17 protein-coding genes are annotated in these 18,542 nt (G+C 44.2%); 7 read left to right on the forward strand and 10 right to left on the reverse strand.

The features are described 5' to 3' along the window. Positions 1-299: 299 nt before the first annotated feature. Entirely contained in the window at positions 300-866 is a 567-nt protein-coding gene (gene efp / locus AB4507_RS02255; protein ID WP_017067165.1) for an elongation factor P, read from the reverse strand. Positions 867-899: 33 nt separating this feature from the next. Between efp and epmB the strand changes: the two genes are divergently transcribed. From epmB to AB4507_RS02270, 3 genes are all read left to right on the forward strand, one after another. Next, a complete protein-coding gene (gene epmB / locus AB4507_RS02260) occupies positions 900-1,922 on the forward strand; it encodes an EF-P beta-lysylation protein EpmB (protein WP_372182156.1) in 1,023 nt (340 codons plus the stop codon). A 13-nt stretch (positions 1,923-1,935) separates the two neighbouring features. Further along, complete coding sequence (locus AB4507_RS02265) at positions 1,936-2,481, forward strand: prepilin-type N-terminal cleavage/methylation domain-containing protein (RefSeq protein WP_017067163.1); 546 nt, start codon at positions 1,936-1,938, stop codon at positions 2,479-2,481. A 105-nt stretch (positions 2,482-2,586) separates the two neighbouring features. Next, entirely contained in the window at positions 2,587-3,075 is a 489-nt protein-coding gene (locus tag AB4507_RS02270; protein WP_004733333.1) for an MgtC/SapB family protein, read from the forward strand. A gap of 86 nt (positions 3,076-3,161) precedes the next feature. On the opposite strand, the gene AB4507_RS02275 is transcribed toward AB4507_RS02270, so the two are convergent. Together AB4507_RS02275 and AB4507_RS02280 are read right to left on the reverse strand one after the other, a co-directional pair. After that, the gene (locus AB4507_RS02275; protein WP_372182157.1) at positions 3,162-4,640 is read right to left on the reverse strand and encodes a diguanylate cyclase; all 1,479 of its coding nucleotides are present in this window, start codon (positions 4,638-4,640) and stop codon (positions 3,162-3,164) included. 192 nt (positions 4,641-4,832) lie between these two features. Next, on the reverse strand, positions 4,833-5,390 hold the full coding sequence (locus AB4507_RS02280; RefSeq protein ID WP_372182158.1) for a VC2662 family protein: 558 nt from the start codon (positions 5,388-5,390) through the stop codon (positions 4,833-4,835). Between the two features lie 441 nt (positions 5,391-5,831). Between AB4507_RS02280 and AB4507_RS02285 the strand changes: the two genes are divergently transcribed. After that, positions 5,832-8,252, forward strand: a complete 2,421-nt coding sequence (locus AB4507_RS02285; protein WP_136979130.1) for an ATP-binding protein — start codon at positions 5,832-5,834, stop codon at positions 8,250-8,252. Positions 8,253-8,405: 153 nt separating this feature from the next. On the opposite strand, the gene groL is transcribed toward AB4507_RS02285, so the two are convergent. Next, a complete protein-coding gene (gene groL / locus AB4507_RS02290; protein WP_017061290.1) occupies positions 8,406-10,052 on the reverse strand; it encodes a chaperonin GroEL in 1,647 nt (548 codons plus the stop codon). A 206-nt stretch (positions 10,053-10,258) separates the two neighbouring features. After that, positions 10,259-10,549, reverse strand: coding sequence for a co-chaperone GroES (locus tag AB4507_RS02295; protein ID WP_010433998.1), 291 nt, complete (start codon positions 10,547-10,549; stop codon positions 10,259-10,261). A 218-nt stretch (positions 10,550-10,767) separates the two neighbouring features. On the opposite strand from AB4507_RS02295, the gene AB4507_RS02300 reads away from it, so the two are divergent. The 3 genes from AB4507_RS02300 (at position 10,768) to AB4507_RS02310 (ending at position 13,041) form a co-directional block, all read left to right on the forward strand. Then, a complete protein-coding gene (locus tag AB4507_RS02300; RefSeq protein ID WP_372137270.1) occupies positions 10,768-12,117 on the forward strand; it encodes an MATE family efflux transporter in 1,350 nt (449 codons plus the stop codon). Positions 12,118-12,258: 141 nt separating this feature from the next. Further along, a complete protein-coding gene (locus AB4507_RS02305; RefSeq protein WP_017063159.1) occupies positions 12,259-12,744 on the forward strand; it encodes a methylated-DNA--[protein]-cysteine S-methyltransferase in 486 nt (161 codons plus the stop codon). Between the two features lie 171 nt (positions 12,745-12,915). Beyond that, on the forward strand, positions 12,916-13,041 hold the full coding sequence (locus tag AB4507_RS02310) for a hypothetical protein (RefSeq protein ID WP_260302023.1): 126 nt from the start codon (positions 12,916-12,918) through the stop codon (positions 13,039-13,041). A gap of 15 nt (positions 13,042-13,056) precedes the next feature. Here AB4507_RS02310 and AB4507_RS02315 read toward each other — a convergent pair whose 3' ends face one another. The 5 genes from AB4507_RS02315 to AB4507_RS02335 form a co-directional block, all read right to left on the reverse strand. Further along, entirely contained in the window at positions 13,057-13,380 is a 324-nt protein-coding gene (locus AB4507_RS02315) for a nucleotidyltransferase family protein (protein WP_017071101.1), read from the reverse strand. Next, positions 13,370-13,816 carry an HI0074 family nucleotidyltransferase substrate-binding subunit gene (locus tag AB4507_RS02320; RefSeq protein ID WP_017093683.1) on the reverse strand — a complete coding sequence of 149 codons (447 nt, stop codon included), beginning with the start codon at positions 13,814-13,816 and terminating at the stop codon, positions 13,370-13,372. The genes AB4507_RS02315 and AB4507_RS02320 overlap by 11 nt, the downstream gene beginning before the upstream one ends. A gap of 427 nt (positions 13,817-14,243) precedes the next feature. Then, on the reverse strand, positions 14,244-15,776 hold the full coding sequence (gene gpmM, locus AB4507_RS02325; protein ID WP_372182159.1) for a 2,3-bisphosphoglycerate-independent phosphoglycerate mutase: 1,533 nt from the start codon (positions 15,774-15,776) through the stop codon (positions 14,244-14,246). 226 nt (positions 15,777-16,002) lie between these two features. Further along, positions 16,003-16,185, reverse strand: coding sequence for a hypothetical protein (locus tag AB4507_RS02330; RefSeq protein ID WP_017063154.1), 183 nt, complete (start codon positions 16,183-16,185; stop codon positions 16,003-16,005). Positions 16,186-16,315: 130 nt separating this feature from the next. After that, complete coding sequence (locus AB4507_RS02335) at positions 16,316-18,253, reverse strand: polysaccharide biosynthesis protein (protein WP_372182160.1); 1,938 nt, start codon at positions 18,251-18,253, stop codon at positions 16,316-16,318. Positions 18,254-18,542: the final 289 nt, after the last annotated feature.

The following is an 18,542-nucleotide window of genomic DNA, read 5'->3' on the forward strand; positions in this document are numbered from 1 at the left end:
AATACTAAACAGCCACATATTGTATTGAGATATTTTTGTTGCGATATATAAACGCCAAAAACACCTTGTAAATCTATAAGTTAGATAAAATTTTTGATTTTCATCCAGAATACAACCAAAATATGATGCTGGTCACACAATGTAACCTTGTGACCATTGTGAATCGCATCTGGCTTACTCACTCTTGATTTTCCAGCTCTTCGTATCCCGCATCTCGTATTACTCGTATCTGCTCTTCCCCAATATTGAGGTACAAAAAAAGGCCGCCTAAGCGACCTTTTTCAGATACTTGAAGTCAATTACTTCACACGACCAACGTATTCGCCAGTACGAGTATCAACTTTAACAACTTCACCGATTGCGATGAATAGAGGTACGCGAACTACCGCGCCAGTTGCTAGAGTTGCAGGCTTACCGCCAGTACCTTGTGTGTCGCCTTTAAGGCCAGGATCGGTTTCTGTTACTGCGATCTCAACAAAGTTTGGTGGAGTTACTGTGATAGGGTTATCATTCCACAACGTTAGAGTACATACGTCGTTTTCAACTAACCATTTAGAAGTCTCGCCTACTGCTTTTGCATCAGCAGCGATTTGCTCGAATGTTTCGTTGTTCATGAAGTGGTAGAATTCGCCATCGCTGTATAGGTAGCCTAGTTCAACGTCTACAACGTCCGCTAGTTCTACTGTATCGCCTGACTTAAATGTTTTCTCTAACACTTTGCCTGACAGCAGTTTACGAAGTTTAACACGGTTAAACGCTTGGCCTTTACCTGGCTTAACGTATTCATTTTCGATAATTGAGCAAGGCTCGTTATCCATCATGAATTTTAAACCGCCTTTGAATTCATTGGTGCTTACTGACGCCATGATTTTCTCTTCCACATCTTTGAGTTAATTTCAATGCCGCATATCATAACCCGAAAAGTCGAATCTGTTGAGCAAAACTGGCTCAAACAACTATCGAATGCGATCTCTGACCCGACAAAACTGCTTGAGGCATTGGAAATAGACCCAACACCATGGCAAGCAGGCTTCGCTGCTCGTGAGTTATTTGCACTTCGGGTACCTCTTAGCTTTGTCGAACGAATGGAAAAAGGCAACCCACACGATCCATTGCTACGACAAATTTTACCGCTAAGCGAAGAGTTTGAGGTACACCAAGGCTATTCCGCTGATCCACTGGAAGAGCAAGACAACGCCATTCCTGGGCTACTGCACAAATACAAGAACCGTGCACTGATGATTGTGAAAGGCGGTTGCGCAATTAACTGCCGCTACTGCTTCCGTCGTCACTTCCCTTATCAAGATAACAAGGGCTCGAAGTCGGTTTGGCAAACCAGTCTCGACTATGTGGCGGCTCACCCAGAGATCAACGAAGTTATCTTGTCAGGTGGTGATCCACTGATGGCAAAAGACAGCGAACTCGAATGGCTGATCAATGCCATCGAACAGATTCCACATGTAAAGACCGCTCGAATTCATAGCCGATTACCGGTTGTGATTCCCGCTCGAGTAACGGATGAACTATGCCAATTGTTAGCTCAAACTCGCCTTAATGTGGTGATGGTGAGCCATATTAACCATGCCAACGAAATTAACTTAGAGCTCAAACAAGCTTTCCACAAGCTTAAGTTAAGTGGTGCTACTCTGCTCAACCAAGGCGTGATGCTTAAAGGCGTAAATAACAGCGCTAACTCATTGAAAGAATTAAGCGAAAAGCTATTCGACGTCGGTGTTTTACCTTACTATATGCATGTACTTGATAAGGTTCAGGGCGCCGCTCATTTCTATATTTCAGATGAAGAAGCGAAACATCACTTTAAAGGATTAATCTCTGAGGTTTCAGGCTACCTAGTACCGAAGTTAACCCGTGAGATTGGCGGGCGCAGCAGCAAGACACCACTCGACCTACACATTGAATAGAGAAGTTGTATCAATGAAACACAATACCTCAGTTGCTCCACCAGCAACCACATCTCAACCAGCGCTTAGGTTCAGCTCAAGAGGTTTCACCATCATCGAGCTGGTCGTGGTAATCGTGATTCTAGGTATTGTGTCGGTCACCGCAGCTTCTAAATTCCTCAACCTACAAACTGATGCGCGTATCTCGACATTAAATGGCCTGAAAGGCGGAATGGAGGGTGCAAGTGCTATGCTTTATGGTAAGACATCAGCATTGGGCTTAGATAAAGCAGCTAGCGCATCGATTAATGTTGAGGGTGACAATATCTCAGTGGTCTATGGTTATCCTGCAGCGATGAACGATCAAACTTGGTCACAGCTCATCGAATCAACCTTTCTAGATGCTGTTTGGGATACGGGTCGAGCTGACTGGTTCTTTACCAACACAGATGCAAATGATGGCATTATTCTTTATGCGCCTTCTAGCCGAAAAAAACAGGCTGATAACTGCTACCTTGAGTACCAAGAAGCGACAGAGACCACGACACCAGCCTTCACCTTAACAACAAGCGGCTGCTAGGTTTTAAGTAATCTTTATCAATCGTTAAGACAAAAAGTTTTTGTTCGATCGTCCGGTCTATTATTAGCATACTCGGCTCTATTCTAAATTTTTAGGAGGGGTGATATGTCACAATTTATAGAACAAACTCTCAACCTTGCCCCCTTTAGCTGGGCAGGCCTCGCTGCATGCATGCTGTGTGGTTCTTTAATCGGAATCGAAAGGCAAACACGCGGTAAACCCGTCGGAATCCGAACGTCGATTCTGATCATCAGTGGTACCTATTTCTTCCTCACCATGGCGATCAGCCTATCCCCCAACACACTCGATCAAGCTCGTGTGCTTGGTCAGATAATTACGGGTGTTGGATTTCTTGGGGCTGGTGTAATGATGACACTGGATGGCAAGATTCATGGCGTGACTTCAGCCGCAATTATCTGGGTACTCGCAGCATTAGGTATGATGATCGCACTAGGGCATCTTTCCCAATCGGTCATTATCACGCTAATGGCGCTAGTGATTCTGCTTGGTGTCGATAAAGTGGAAAACAGCTTCCAAAGCTTACGTCGTGGCGTTCACCAAAAGTGGATGCGAAAAGGTCGCGTGAAGAAATAGCGCAGCACTTGATAGCCTTAGTGGTAATGCCAATGATACAAAGAAGCCTAGTCAAACGACTAGGCTTCGCATTATTTTGGGAGAACTTAATACACTTGAATACACACCTGATTCTTACCCGCAGCCTTTGCCTTATAGAGCTGCTCATCAGACGAACGAATACTCTGGTTTTCCCACAAGTGCCCTACGCTGTCGAACTTATACAAAGAGTAAAGCGTCGCGCCACCAGACACTGAGATACTAATCTTGTCACCCGTAGGGCATCGATAACTCTGTAGGCTAATGTCGTTTTGAATTCGCTCAAAGATCGATGAAAGCAACTCAGACGATTCACCCGTAATCGCGACAACAAACTCTTCACCGCCAAACCGTGCCACGATATCTTGCTGCCTAACGCAGTTCAGCATCAACTGAGCAACATGGCAAATCACCTCGTCCCCCGTTTTGTGGCCATACTGATCATTAACCACTTTAAAATCATCGATATCAAACACACCAACACCAATAATCGGCTCTTCATCTTGCGCCAGTAATCGAGCTTCAAAACCACGTCGATTCAGCAAGCCCGTTAATGGGTCGCGCATTGCTAGCTCATTTAAACGCTGGTGCTCTTGTCTTGTATAGAAGCGCCATAGCCATAAAACCGAGAGCAGATACAAAACCAACAGTATCGAAAGCTGAATCTTCTCCATCTCCAATACATGCAGAAAGTGCTCGCTCTTATCTTCTTCAATACTCAGATATAGCTGGGTGTTAATGTCATCAACATACAGAGGCTTGGAATACGTAAAATCCATAAACCCGTATTTGTTTGCGCCTCGAGTACTGGTGACTTTATAGCCATGGGTAGGGTTCGATACTAGGTTCGAGACATAACCATCGACACCCAACACCCCTTTAAACTCACCATTAACGTAGATTCCTTTGGTTAAGGTCACCACTTTCTGACCTGTCAGGTAGTCATCATATTGGCCGGTATACACCACTTGGTCTTGCCCTTGAGCTAAGCCAAAGCGAATCGTGTTCACCCAATAAGGCCTGCTATTCACAACCGAATCAAAGGTGTCGCCCTTAATGTAACTGGCAAAATCAGAAGGCGAAGAGATAATGAATTTCTCTTTTGAAATGAAATAAATCGCAGAGATGGTATCAATGGTATTGGCAAAATAAGCCATGGTCGGCGCGATGAACAGGCGCTTGCCCGCTTCGGTATAAAGGTCCGATTCCGGGTTGCACATCTCGCGAGGGCCAGAGAACATAAAATCAAAACGAGGGGCATGTTGCTCCTCACTGGTGAAGTAACACGTCTCACCCTCGATCTTTTTGTCATGCGAGAATACGTAGGTATCCCCATGCAGTGGATAAAGCGCAGTGATGTTGTACTCAAGCGCATTTATGATCTGTGTGAGCTCCGCTAAAGAGCGTGTTACGCCTTGGTTTTCCATTCCATACTGTTTATCTGATTCTTCCGCTGAATCAACGAGCAACAAGCTCAAAACTACTAAAAAACTGGCGGTCAGGCCTAAGAAAGCCTTTTTAAAATCGACGGTATGGTGGTTAATCAAAGCATATAAATCATCATTAGGAATTTATCGCACATTGTACTCATAAGTAAAAATACTGCAATAGAAAATATAAAACAATATGCTTATCTATTTTGGAGGGGCGTTTGGATATCTATAAGAAAATGTTGAGTTGCAATAACGCCTAAGTCAGATGCACTTAGGCGTTATGAATCACTATAGTAACACTAAGCCTTACTTAGCAAAGTTTACAATCGGGAAGCACGGGAAGAAACCGTTGTCAGCACAGTTGATCAGACCAACTTGTACGCCTTCGATTTTGTTGGTTTTGTTGAAGATACCAACCTGAACCGTAGACACTTCTGAAAGGTTCGCTGCACCAACATCAACCATAGTGTTACCTTCTGAGTAGTTTACAAAACTCACGTTCGCGCCTTTCACATCATTAGTAATGTTCACAGCACCAAGGTTAACACCGGTTGTTTTACCCGTATTCCAGTTGAAGAAACCCAGAGATGCACCGGTCATTTCTTGGTTCACTTTTGATGCACCCAAAATACCAAGGTTCACACCTGTGGTCGTTTGCGTCTCAGACATACCAACAACGGCAAGATCGACACCTTTAAGGTCGTTTACTTGTCCGTGAAGCAGAGCCAAACGCACACCGCCAACCGCATCTGAATCAGGTGCGTTGAAACCGTTAAACGTTGAAAACATAACAGGCGAAGAAGCAAATGCTGCCGGTGCCATTACTGCTGCCGACACAGCAAGTACTGAAAGTAGTTTTTTCATTGGGGAGTCTCCACTGACTTATTGTTCACTTGATTAATCCATTTTTAATCAAGCATTTATTGTCCTTTATTCAACAGCTACCCATGTTAAATCAATGTAATAACTGTACTGTTGAATATAAGCCGCTAAATCATAAAGAGCAATGGTTAAGAGCAGATGCGGGATTCGAGTGAACGAGATGCGAAAAGCAAAAAAAACAGAGACCGAAACCTCCGCTCTAACGCTTATTATTCCAAACAAAAATCTAGGCGAGAAAATCAACATGTTTCACAAGCTTATAGCCCACACACTTATTGCCGCATCTAAAGCGATGTCATCCTAAAAAATTTATTGATAAAAGCTCAACAGACCTCAGGTATTCAAAAACTAATGTTCGTAAAATTCTGAAAATAAACTAAATTCTAATATAGGAATAGAACGATATGAAACAGCGGGAATAGCATGGTTAAGGAACCTACGAATAAACAGACCATTAAAGCGATTATTTCGCGTGGTTTTTTGGCTATCGTGTTATTTTTAGGCCTCTATATCTATGTTAGCCATGCTCTGAAGAACAAAGAGCAGGACATGATTAATCTCCAGCTCAGTCTTTCTGAAGCTTATAGCGTTATGCTCTCTGTCAGACGACAAGAGCAGCAGTTTGTTTCCACAAGGCAACCAGAGATTCAAGAACAACTCAATATAAAGCGAAGTCAGCTGATCGAAAAGCTGGCTGAGATCGATGGGAAAATCGTACGAAGCGACCTCAATATTTCTTTTAATTATGCCAAAGTTGTCGAGTATCTCGACGAGTACCACACCGCCTTTACATTATTAGCCCTTGAGTTAGTCAGCATACATGGCAAGAGGGACCAAATTGGGCTCATTGAGAAACTAAAAAATGCAGCGTTGACACTTGAGCGCTTCGTACATGAATCCAATAATGTGCAGCTTGAAGAATTGACTTTAGAAACACAAGATCTCATGTATCAGTTCTTTACCGATTTTGATCAGACAACATTAGATAAGATTGTCGATTCATTATTCAAAATCCAAGATGAAATAGAACAGAATTCCCGAACGATCAGTGCATTAGCTTCGTTTAATAATTTTAAACGCCACTTTTGGCGATTGCAGCGAGGGTTAAAGAGTGTCGGGTACAGCTCTGATAGCGGCCTCAAAGGAGAACTCACCAGCAGTATTTATCATGTTGAAGATGAGCTCAACTTACTTTTCACCGAAACACCCAAGCAGATCGCAGAGAGCCTGACGCAGATAAAGTCGTACAGCTACTTATCGACAGCCGCATTAGGAGGGGTGACGTTACTGGTGCTGCTTTATGTTGTGTGGCGTGCCAGTCAACTTGAAACTCAATTGATTGTTTCACAAGAGAAAGCACGACAAGCAAACCGTGCAAAAAGTGCCTTTCTTGCCAATATGTCTCATGAGATACGGACACCGCTTAATGGCGTGATTGGTATGTCAGAAATACTGGCAGAAACCAAACTATCCGCAGAACAGAAAGACGGCCTTGGGACTATCTATACCTCTTCTCAAACCTTACTTATGTTGATCAACGATGTTCTCGATCTGTCCAAAATTGAATCGGGTAAACTGGAAATTAATCCACATACGACAGACTTAAGAGAGCTGCTGTTTGATAGCGTGACTCTGATTTCTTCTAAAGCTTATCAAAAGCAGATTAAGTTGGAAGTTGAAATTGATGGCGAGCTCCCAGAGTACATTCATGTTGATGGGAATAAAATTCGCCAAGTGTTGATGAATTTAGCCTCAAATGCGATCAAATTTACAGAACAAGGCTCTATCGTATTCACCGCTAAACGGCTTCCATCATTGGAAACAGAGTGTGTGGTCGAGTTTTCTGTTCGAGATACGGGTATTGGTATCGCAGCAGACCAACAAGAGCACATTTTCAAAGCGTTTTGCCAAGAAGATACCAACATCACCTCCAATATTGCGGGGACCGGATTAGGGCTTAGTATTTCGTCACGTATGGTGGAAATGATGGGAGGCTCGATAAACGTTGAGTCAGAGAAGGACGTGGGCAGTTGCTTTCATTTCCAATTAACCGTAGTGCCATCAGATCATTCTGAACATAAAAATCGTAAACAAACCGTTGTCTATTATTCAGATGCGCCATCGAAACTTTTACTCGATGACTTGTTCCGCCTTGGTTACTCACCACAACTAAAATCAATCGAAACAAACTTGGCGGCAACTGACCTCCCAGAGATCGCTTTGATGGAAGATATTAACCAAGCCAAAACACTGCATCGCTTAGCACCAGAGGTGAAAATCATCATAGTGAAAGATAATCTTAGTGATCCTATGAGTGAGTGTCATTTTATCTCAGGCTATGTGACTCTTCCTATGCTCGGTTCCCGCTTAAGTAGCATGTTGAACTCCGTGCTTGAAAGGTCACAGCCACAACCCCCTCAACATCAACCTGAGCCGATAGAAGCGACTGTACGTCAAAAAGTCCTCATAGTTGAAGATAACCGCGTAAATCAGAAGGTGGTATGTATCAATTTAGATAAGTTAGGGATTGAATATTGGGTTGCCAATGATGGACAAGAAGCGATTGATTTATATAAAGAGCATCATCAAGACATCGGCCTTATCTTGATGGACTGCATGATGCCGAATGTAGATGGCTTTGAGGCAACAGAGCGAATCAGGCGCTATGAAGAAAACCTGCAACTTCAGGCAACACATATCCTCGCTTTAACGGCATCCGTGCTCGATGATGATATTAAACGTTGCTTCGAGTGTGGAATGAACGATTATCTTCCAAAACCATTTAAGCGTGACATGATGCTGCAAAAAATTGATGAACAACAGTTTACGCACAAGGCAGGCTGACCAAGGAGCTTTGGAAAAAAAGAGTGATGGTGAAGCTGAAATACAGATACGGGATGCGAATAAATAAGGCTTAAGAGCAAAAAAACGGAGACCGAAGTCTCCGTTTTCTAAAGCTTATGTGTGACTTTCTCTGCTATAGAGAAAGGGGGATGATTACATCATGCCGCCCATGCCACCCATACCGCCCATGCCACCCATATCAGGCATTGCAGGGCCAGAATCTTGTGGCTTATCAGTGATCATCGCTTCTGTTGTGATCATAAGACCAGCAACTGACGCTGCGAACTGAAGTGCAGAGCGAGTTACCTTAGTTGGATCTAGGATACCCATTGCAATCATGTCGCCGTATTCGCCAGTCGCCGCGTTGTAACCGTAGTTACCTTCGCCAGCACGAACGTTGTTAGCAACAACAGATTCTTCATCACCTGCGTTCTTCGTGATTTGACGGATAGGCGCTTCCATTGCACGTAGTGCAACACGGATACCGACGTTTTGCTCTTCGTTGTCGCCTTCAAGGCCAGCAACTTTAGATGCAGCGCGGATAAGTGCAACACCACCACCAGCAACCACACCTTCTTCAACGGCAGCGCGAGTTGCGTGAAGTGCATCTTCAACGCGGTCTTTCTTCTCTTTCATCTCAACTTCAGTTGCAGCGCCTACTTTGATTACTGCAACACCGCCAGCTAGCTTAGCTACGCGCTCTTGAAGTTTCTCTTTGTCGTAGTCAGACGTTGCATCTTCGATTTGTTGACGGATTTGAGAAACACGACCTTGGATCATTGTTTCTTCGCCCGCGCCATCGATGATGGTTGAGTTTTCTTTAGTGATAGTTACACGCTTAGCTTGACCTAGGTCTTCTAGCGTTACTTTCTCTAGGTCTAGGCCGATCTCTTCAGAGATAACCGTACCGCCAGTTAGGATAGCGATGTCTTGCAGCATAGACTTACGACGGTCACCGAAACCAGGCGCTTTAACAGCAGCCACTTTAACGATGCCACGCATGTTGTTCACAACTAGAGTTGCAAGCGCTTCGCCTTCTACATCTTCAGCGATGATAAGAAGTGGACGAGATGCCTTAGCAACTGCTTCTAGAGTCGGAAGAAGTTCACGGATGTTCGAAACTTTCTTGTCGATAAGAAGAATGAATGGGCTTTCTAGATCAACAGAACCCGCTTCTTGGTTGTTGATGAAGTAAGGAGATAGGTAACCACGGTCGAACTGCATACCTTCAACTACGTCTAGCTCGTCTTGTAGAGCCTGACCTTCTTCAACCGTGATTACGCCATCACGACCTACTTTTTCCATCGCTTCAGCAATGATGTTACCTACTGTCGAATCAGAGTTCGCAGAGATAGTACCTACTTGCGCGATAGCTTTTGTATCTGCACATGGAACAGAAAGGCCTTTTAGCTCTTCAACTGCAGCGATAACTGCTTTGTCGATACCGCGCTTAAGATCCATTGGGTTCATGCCAGCAGCAACGGCTTTTAAGCCTTCAGTGATGATTGCTTGAGCAAGAACTGTTGCTGTAGTCGTACCGTCGCCCGCCGCGTCATTCGCTTGCGAAGCCACTTCTTTAACCATTTGCGCGCCCATGTTTTGGAACTTGTCTTCAAGTTCGATTTCACGTGCAACTGAAACACCATCTTTAGTGATAGTCGGTGCGCCAAATGATTTGTCTAAAACAACGTTACGGCCTTTAGGACCTAGCGTTACTTTTACTGCGTCAGCCAGAACGTTTACACCTTCTAGCATTTTAATACGTGCGTCATTACCAAATTTAACGTCTTTAGCAGCCATCTTAATTTCCTTTCAAATTCTTTGTTTCGGGGCGTCTCAGCGTTATCGCGTCATTCTGAACAGTGAGGGACGAACGTGATTCAGAATCTACTCAAATCGCACTCTGTTTAGATTCCAGATAATTCGTTCCTCATTTCTGGAATGACGATATGAATCATCCAATACTGGCTCTGATAACTTTTACTGAGAGTTAAATGAAAAATAGATTACTCGACGATCGCCATGATGTCGTTTTCAGACATAATCAGAACTTCTTTGCCGTCGATTTTTTCAGTTTTCGTGCCGTAACCTTCAGCAAAGATAACGGTATCGCCAACTTTTACGTCCAACGGTTGCACTGAACCGTTTTCTAGAATGCGGCCTTTGCCGACAGCTAGAATGATACCGCGAGTCGATTTTTCTGCGGCAGAACCAGTTAGAACGATGCCACCAGCAGATTTAGATTCAACTTCTTGGCGCTCAACGATAACTCGGTCATGTAGAGGACGGATATTCATCGGTCTTATCTCCTGATAATTTCCATTTAAATTTTGATAGTTGCCACGATTAGCGTGGGTCAAACAATATGTTGGGGACAATGTGAAAGATCCCAAGGGGGGAACGAAAAAATTGTGAGCTAAAGTGCAGATTCTCACCCCTCATCTTTCCCTGCTTTTCGTTTACTCGTATCCCGCATCTGTTTATCCTACGCTTTTGGTTTCTATCGGCGTTTTGCATGCAAGATAAGCACGGGCTATTAACTGCCCCAATTGAGAGTACATTGCGTACCATGACCATACCGACCATATTCGGTATGGTGGCGATCTTGATGTTTAACTTGGTCGATACCTTCTTTATCTCACTGCTCGGCACACAAGCACTTGCAGCAGTGAGCTTTACCTTTCCAGTTACCTTTGCGATTAACTGCATCACCATGGGGATTGGCATTGGCTTATCGACATGTATCGGTCGATTGCTTGGCCAAGGCAGCGCACAAAATGCAGCACGCTTTACCTGTCATGGCTTATTGCTGGCTCTGCTTCTGGTCGGCTGCGCGTCTACATTAGGTATTATCGCCTTAGAACCTATGTTTACCCTGCTAGGAGCAAAGCAAGAGTTGCTGCCGCTGATATCGGAATACATGTCGGTGTGGTATCTCGCGATCCCATTGTTGGTCATCCCCATGGCAGGCAACAGCGCGATTCGAGCGACCGGTGATACGAAAACACCCGCCAAGATTATGCTACTGGCTGGCCTTATCAATGGCGTTTTAGATCCGCTACTTATCTTCGGGTATGGGCCTTTCCCTGAACTGGGGATTCAAGGCGCTGCGATTGCCAGTGGTTTCAGTTGGTTTGGTGCGTTGTGTGGCTCACTCTACGTATTGATGGTGCGAGAAAAACTGCTTGCGCCGCCTAAGCTGACAAACATCGTCAGTGACTGGCGACAGATCTTAAAAATAGGCACCCCAGCGGCTTTGTCTAACGCTCTGAACCCACTTGCCGGCGCTATCATCATGATGATGCTGGCCAAACAAGGGACTGAAGCTGTGGCGGCGTATGGCGCAGCGCAACGTATCGAGTCCATTCTTATCATTGTGTTGATGTCTCTTACTTCGGCGCTTACGCCTTTCATGGCGCAGAACTTTGGCGCAAACAACCCACAACGCAGTTTTAAGGCACTGTTTCTGAGTATGCGTTTTGCTGTGATGTTCCAAGGTTTGATTTTCTTAATGATGGTGCCGTTGAGCATTCCTTTGGCTGCCCTGTTCTCTCAAGAAGAATCCGTCCGAGGCATATTGTGGCATTACCTGTTAGTCGTGCCCTTTAGCTATGGATTCCAAGGTATTGTGATGATGTTGATCAGCGGCATGAATGCCATGCATCAACCACTCAAAGCCTTTCAATGGAGCTTCATGCGTTTGTTTGTCTTTACCTTGCCATTCGCTTGGATAGGCAGCCAAATTGATGGTGTCGAAGGGCTGTTTATAGGCTTAGCCTTGGGGAACATTGTCGGCGGTATTTCAGGGTACTTGTTTGCGCTTCGTGTAAGGGGTAAAGCAGATGCGGGATACGAAAAGATATAAGAGCAGATACGGGATGCGAAAAGATATAAGAGCAGATACGAGATGCGAGTAACCGGGATGCGAAAAGATTTAAGAGCTTAAGAGCAGTTACGAGATTCGAAGAGCTTGAGAGCAGAAAAAGACTAAAAAAAGGAAGATGACATGGAAGACACCACTTACAAAATGTTCTATGACGCACCAATTGGCAAGATGATCATTGTTAGCAATGGTGTGTCGCTTATTGAAATTGACCATGTAAATCACGAAGAGCTAATGATTAGCAATCCAGATGACCTTTGCCAACTGGCAGCGAAACAGTTAGATGAGTACTTCGCAGGTCATCGAATAGAATTCGATTTGCCATTAAGAGCGATAAAAGGCACTGACTTTCAAAAAGTAGCTTGGCAAGCTTTAACAACCATTCCTTATGGCGAAACCATCAGTTACGGTGAACAAGCGAAAATAATGGATAACCCAAAAGCAGTAAGAGCTGTGGGTGGTGCAAATGGCAAGAACCCATTTAGTATTGTTGTGCCTTGCCATAGAGTCATCGGCGCGAATGGAACATTAACCGGCTACACCGGCGGTATGAATCGCAAAGAGTGGTTGTTAGATTTTGAGCGTTCGATCTTAAATAAAAAGAAGTAAACCTTATCTCACTAGATCAATAATATAAAATTTCGCCATCAAGAAGCGCCATTATCACCAGACAACATATAGTCTATATTTAAAATTTCATACAAAGAGGTGATGGTAATGTCCACTGATACGATTGAATCTTATGAAGATCGAAAGCGTAGAGATGGAGCTATAGCGCTAATGAAACTATTATCGTTTTCTATTGATGATAAAAAACATGACCGAGTCAATTCAGGTACTCAGATTCGAGATAAACTGGCAAAACGTAAACAATCGGTTCAAGAATCAACATCACCGTTACGCTGATAATAATACGTTCGGTTACTTTAGTTTAATCCCATAAGTGTCAATATGGGCAAGTAACTCGCTTGATGTAATTCTATGCTTAACGAGCAAGTCAACCTTGAATGGAAGCGACGACTGTTCTAAACGATCTTGCAAGCCTGCGACGACACTTAACGAAATCCCATGCCCCTCGATAACAATATCGATGTCGGAGTTATCTTTATAAGTTCCAAGGGCTCTAGAACCGAATACCCAGGCATGAATGACTAAAGCATGATTCAAAACAATATCCTCAATCAGCTGATACTGATGAGGCTTAAGGCCGACCGAGTCTGGTTTAACCAAATAACTATCGATCACATTTAACCTCTTGTTCGCATTGACCCTCTTGATCACATTTAAGCTTTAAATAGAGTGTGACTTGCCCTATCACTGGTGAAAATGACTCTAAGATCAGTGACTGAGCTTCAAGGACATTTTCCTCATCATAGGTGTGGGACAATAAATTTCGTTTTATGAGTGCTTCAAGCATAATCTCACACTGCTCCGAAGACAGGTGCTTAGCTTCTAAGGCCGTACGAAAAACGCTCCTCGGCGAAGCCACATCAAACCCTTCAAACTCAAGTAAGTCTTTAAGGGTCTTCCATGTCAGTTCGAAAGAAAATTCAAAAGTTTGTACTAACCCAGCGAGCTCTAACTCATTGTAGCTATCTTGTGAGCACGCTCTCTCAAGCCTTTGCTGCGCTTTCATTAAGTTTTGCAGTCGTTGCTTCCAACGGTCTGGGTTTGAGTTCATATAAACAGCCTAAATATAAGGTAAAAGACAAGTATAGTATGAGCCTTAAGCTACCTAATCATTCAAGAAATGTCACTCTTTCGATATTCATCAAGACTGTTCTTTTCGTCTTTTGTTTAAGGTCGTGCCCTTATGTTCTCCCCTACCTGTATCCTGCATGTTTTTCTCACCCAATACCTGCCTTAAGCTCTTCGAATTCCGTTTACTCGCATCCCGCACCTGCCCTTAAAGCTCTTCGAACCCCTTTTACTCGCATCATGCACCAGCCCTTAAGCTCTTCGCATCTCGTTTACCCATACCACCCATCTGCTCTTAAGGCTCTTCGAATCCCGTTTACTCGTATCTCGCATCTATACTCAAATTCCAGATACAAAAAAACGGCCACACTCGCGTGCAGCCGTTCTAGTATTCGATGAAAGTTAAGTGACTACTTAACTAAAATATCACCTGACATCTCAGCCGGGATTGCGATACCAGATAAAGAAAGCATCGTTGGCGCTAAGTCAGACAGCTTACCGCCCTCTTTGAACTCAACGTCTTTGCTGCCCACGTAGATAAGTGGAACTGGTAGGTTAGTGTGTGCAGTGTGGATGCCGCCCGTTTCTGGGTTTACCATCATTTCCGCGTTACCGTGGTCAGCAGTGATAAGCAGTTGGCCATCGGCTTCTTTGATTGCTTCAACTACTTTACCCAGACATTCGTCTAGCGACTCTACCGCTTTAACCGCTGCATCGTAAACGCCAGTGTGGCCAACCATGTCACAGTTAGGGAAGTTACACACGATAGCATCGTATTTGCCGCCTTTGATTGCTGCAACCAACTTTTCAGTTAGCTCTGGTGCGCTCATTTCTGGCTGTAGGTCGTAAGTTGCTACTTTTGGAGAAGCAACAAGTTGACGCTCTTCGCCTTCGAACTCGTCTTCGATACCGCCATTGAAGAAGAAAGTAACGTGCGCGTATTTCTCTGTTTCAGAGATACGTAGCTGCGTCTTACCTTCCTTCGATAGCCATTCACCGTAAGTGTTCTCTAGAGAAGCCGGTGGGAATGCACATAGAAGTGGAATGTCTGCTGCGTATTGAGTCAGCATCACGAAATCGATCGCTGGGAATACGTTACGAGCAAAACCATCGAAATCAGGAACGAATGCACGTGTAATTTCACGAGCACGGTCAGCACGGTAGTTCATGAAGATTACCGCATCGCCATCAACGATAGCGGCAGACTCTTCGCCTTCAGCTTTGATTTCAGTCGCTTTAACGAACTCATCGTTTTCGTCACGAGCGTAAGCTGCTTCTAGACCAGCCACAGCAGTGTCGAATGTGAACTCTGCTTTTGCTTGAGTCAGCAGGTCGTAAGACTCTTGAACGCGATCCCAGTTGTTATCACGGTCCATTGCGTAGTAACGACCAATAAGCGAAGCCACACGGCCTTTGCCTAGCTTAGCGAACAGTTCTTGGAAGCGTGCTAGTGTGTTTTCTGCGCTGCGTGGCGGCGTATCACGGCCGTCTAGGAATGCATGCAGGTAGATTTTCTCTGCGCCACGCTCTGCTGCCATTTCAACAGCTGCGTAGATGTGATCTTCATGAGAGTGAACGCCACCTGGAGACATAAGGCCCATGATGTGAACCGCTTTCTCAGCTTTCACCGCTTTATCGATAGCGTTCACTAGCGTTTCAGTTTGGCCGAACTCACCATCTGAAATTGACTTAGTAATACGAGTAAGATCTTGGTATACCACGCGACCCGCACCAATGTTGGTGTGACCCACTTCAGAGTTACCCATTTGGCCATCAGGTAGGCCTACATCTAAGCCAGAAGCCGAGATTAGCGTGTTAGGTTGGTTAGCAATAAGACCGTCTAAAACTGGAGTCTTAGCGTTCGCGATAGCGTTGTCTTGGTTGTCTTCACGGTAACCGTAACCGTCAAGGATCACTAGAGCCATTGGCTTCTTAGCTGACATAGGACTGACCTCGTTCAATTCAAAATAAATCGGTATAAAAACAAATTAGCGTAATTTTACTACAGTTTACAGTCAAAACTGTAGTGGAAGATCAAGAAAGGGCGCAGGTAGGATGATCGAATGTGAAAAAAAGCGTCATTTTAGAAGGGAGTAAAGTAGGGATATGAATACTTATATCCCCACCATCCATATTGAAAAAGCGGAACAACGGTAGCCTCGCGGCTCTTCAGTTTAGAAGATTAATCTCAGTGTCATGCTCTTCATCATCGTCCTGTGATTTTAGATCATGCACTGCTGGTTGCTCTATCACTGTGGTTTTGTTGGTAACATATTGAAAGCTAAAATCATCCCACAATATTTGATCCAAACTTTCTTCAATTTCTTGATTAGATGAAATATCTATTATCATGATTACTGCCTCATATCGCTATTAAAGCTCATAGTAATTATGGACAATAAACAGAACACCTTCGCAAGAATTGTGTAAAAAACACGCTAACGGAAGGTCATAATTCAAATAACCGAACCCAATATCGGTTCTAGGCTCTAGGCTCTAGAAGGAGCTCTTCTTGGTTCTGAGCAGCATTCCAAACCAAATCCCCTACCCCATCTGTCGGCTTAAACCCGGTTGGTGCATCGAGAAGAAGCTGGCGAATCGCATCATGTTGTAGGTTATGACAAGCAAAATCCAAAGATTCAAGTAGCGTGTCATATTCATTAATCGGTAAGAACACTTCTTGTGCCGTCATGATTCGCTCATGAGCGGTTGGGGATACATTATCGCCAATCAATAACTCTTCATAGAGCTTCTCACCAGGGCGCAGGCCGGAGAACTGGATTTCAATATCACCATGAGGGTTCTCTTCATTCTTAACAGAAAGGCCTGAAAGGTTGATCAAGTTTGCTGCAAGGTCTGTGATTTTGACCGATTCGCCCATATCAAGAACAAACACATCACCGCCTTTACCCATAGCGCCCGCCTGAATAACCAGCTGCGCCGCTTCAGGGATGGTCATAAAGAAACGGGTAATATCGCGGTGGGTAACAGTAAGTGGGCCACCGGCTTTAATCTGCCTTTTAAACAGAGGAATAACCGAGCCAGAAGAGCCAAGTACATTACCAAAGCGAACCATACAGAAACGTGTGCCGTGCTCTTTTTGATTCTCTTGCTCAGCCAAAGCTTGCAGGCCTAATTCCGCCATACGCTTGGTTGTCCCCATCACGTTAGTTGGGCGTACCGCTTTGTCTGTCGAGATAAGCACAAATGATTCAACACCCGCTTCAATCGCCGCTTTAGCCGTATAGTAAGTCCCGTAAACATTATTACGCACGCCTTCGACAACGTTGTACTCGACGAGAGGAACGTGTTTATAAGCCGCGGCATGATAAACCGTTTGGACACCAAAAGACTGCATTGAGGTTAACAAGCGATGCGAACGCTGCACCGAGCCTAACAGTGGAACGATTTCAACATCATAACCTTTGGTTTCTTTAACTAAAGAAAGCTCACGATCAATTTGGTACAAGCCAAATTCAGACACTTCAAACAACACTAATGTTTTAGGTTGTTGTTTAAGGATCTGACGACAAAGTTCAGAACCAATAGAGCCGCCAGCACCGGTCACCATCACCACTTTGCCTTTGATGTTGGCTTCCATCAGAGCTTGCTGAGGTGCAACTGCATCACGACCAAGCAAATCTTCGATAGGTACATCGGTAAGCTCATCAATCTTTGCTTTACCTGACACAATATCCGCCATTTCAGGAACGGTTTGAATCTCAACGGGCAGCTGCGCCAGTAAATCCAATACTTGCTTACGGCGAGCACGAGAAGCACTGGGGATCGCGAGCAAGATTTTAGAAACATCGTGCTTCTCAATCAACCTTTCCGCTTTGTCTAATACAATAACGGGCAAACCCAAAATCATCGTATTGGTGAGCGTTTTATCTTCATCAATAAACGCGCGTACTCGATAGTTTTCAGACGCTCTTAACGCGACAGCCAATTGTCGACCGCCTGAGCCCGCACCATAAATTAATACTTCTTGACGTGAATCTTTCGACGTCGTCGCGACAAGATTGCGAACCACCAAACGAGAGCCGCCACATAACAAAGCTAAATAAGCACCGTAAATAATAGGCACCGTACGAGGGACTGGTTCTTGCAGATAATACGCAAACAGAGCCAAAGAGATTGCCGACAATATTGCGCCTGCCGTTACCACAAACAGCGCTTGAAAGGTAAGGTACCTAAGTACTGCGCGATAAAGCCCTAATTTAGTAAATATAAGCACCGTCATTATTACTGTTAAGCCTGTCAGTAATAAGTTGTCGCCATCATTCAAAAACTGGAAATCGCCTAGCCTTGTCCACAGCGCAATGTGCAGAGCAAATATAATGAGTAAAGCATCAATAGAAACACTGATAACCCGCTTTTTAAAACGAGAAAGGTGCCATATGAAGTTTAGACGTTGCATAAAGTTATTCTTATTTGTTGGTATTTAATAAACCACAGAGACTGCATTAGTGGATGTATTGAACATGGTTAGGGTTTACAAGGAGAGTGTGCAAACTCCAACCCAAACATTTACTTCGAGCTTAAATTTGTTACTGACCTAAACACCCCAACAGTTCGACAACTTTAACTTATTGGGGCATTTTTGGTCTATCTAAGAAAGGATTTTAAACTAACTGGCATCTCATGTATTGGAAACTCAAACAAATAAGCCAATAATGTTGAGATCAAAAATACCAAAAGAAAAAACC

The organism is Vibrio sp. 10N.222.54.A3 (genome assembly GCF_041474095.1).
Classification (GTDB): Bacteria; Pseudomonadota; Gammaproteobacteria; order Enterobacterales; family Vibrionaceae; genus Vibrio; species Vibrio crassostreae_C.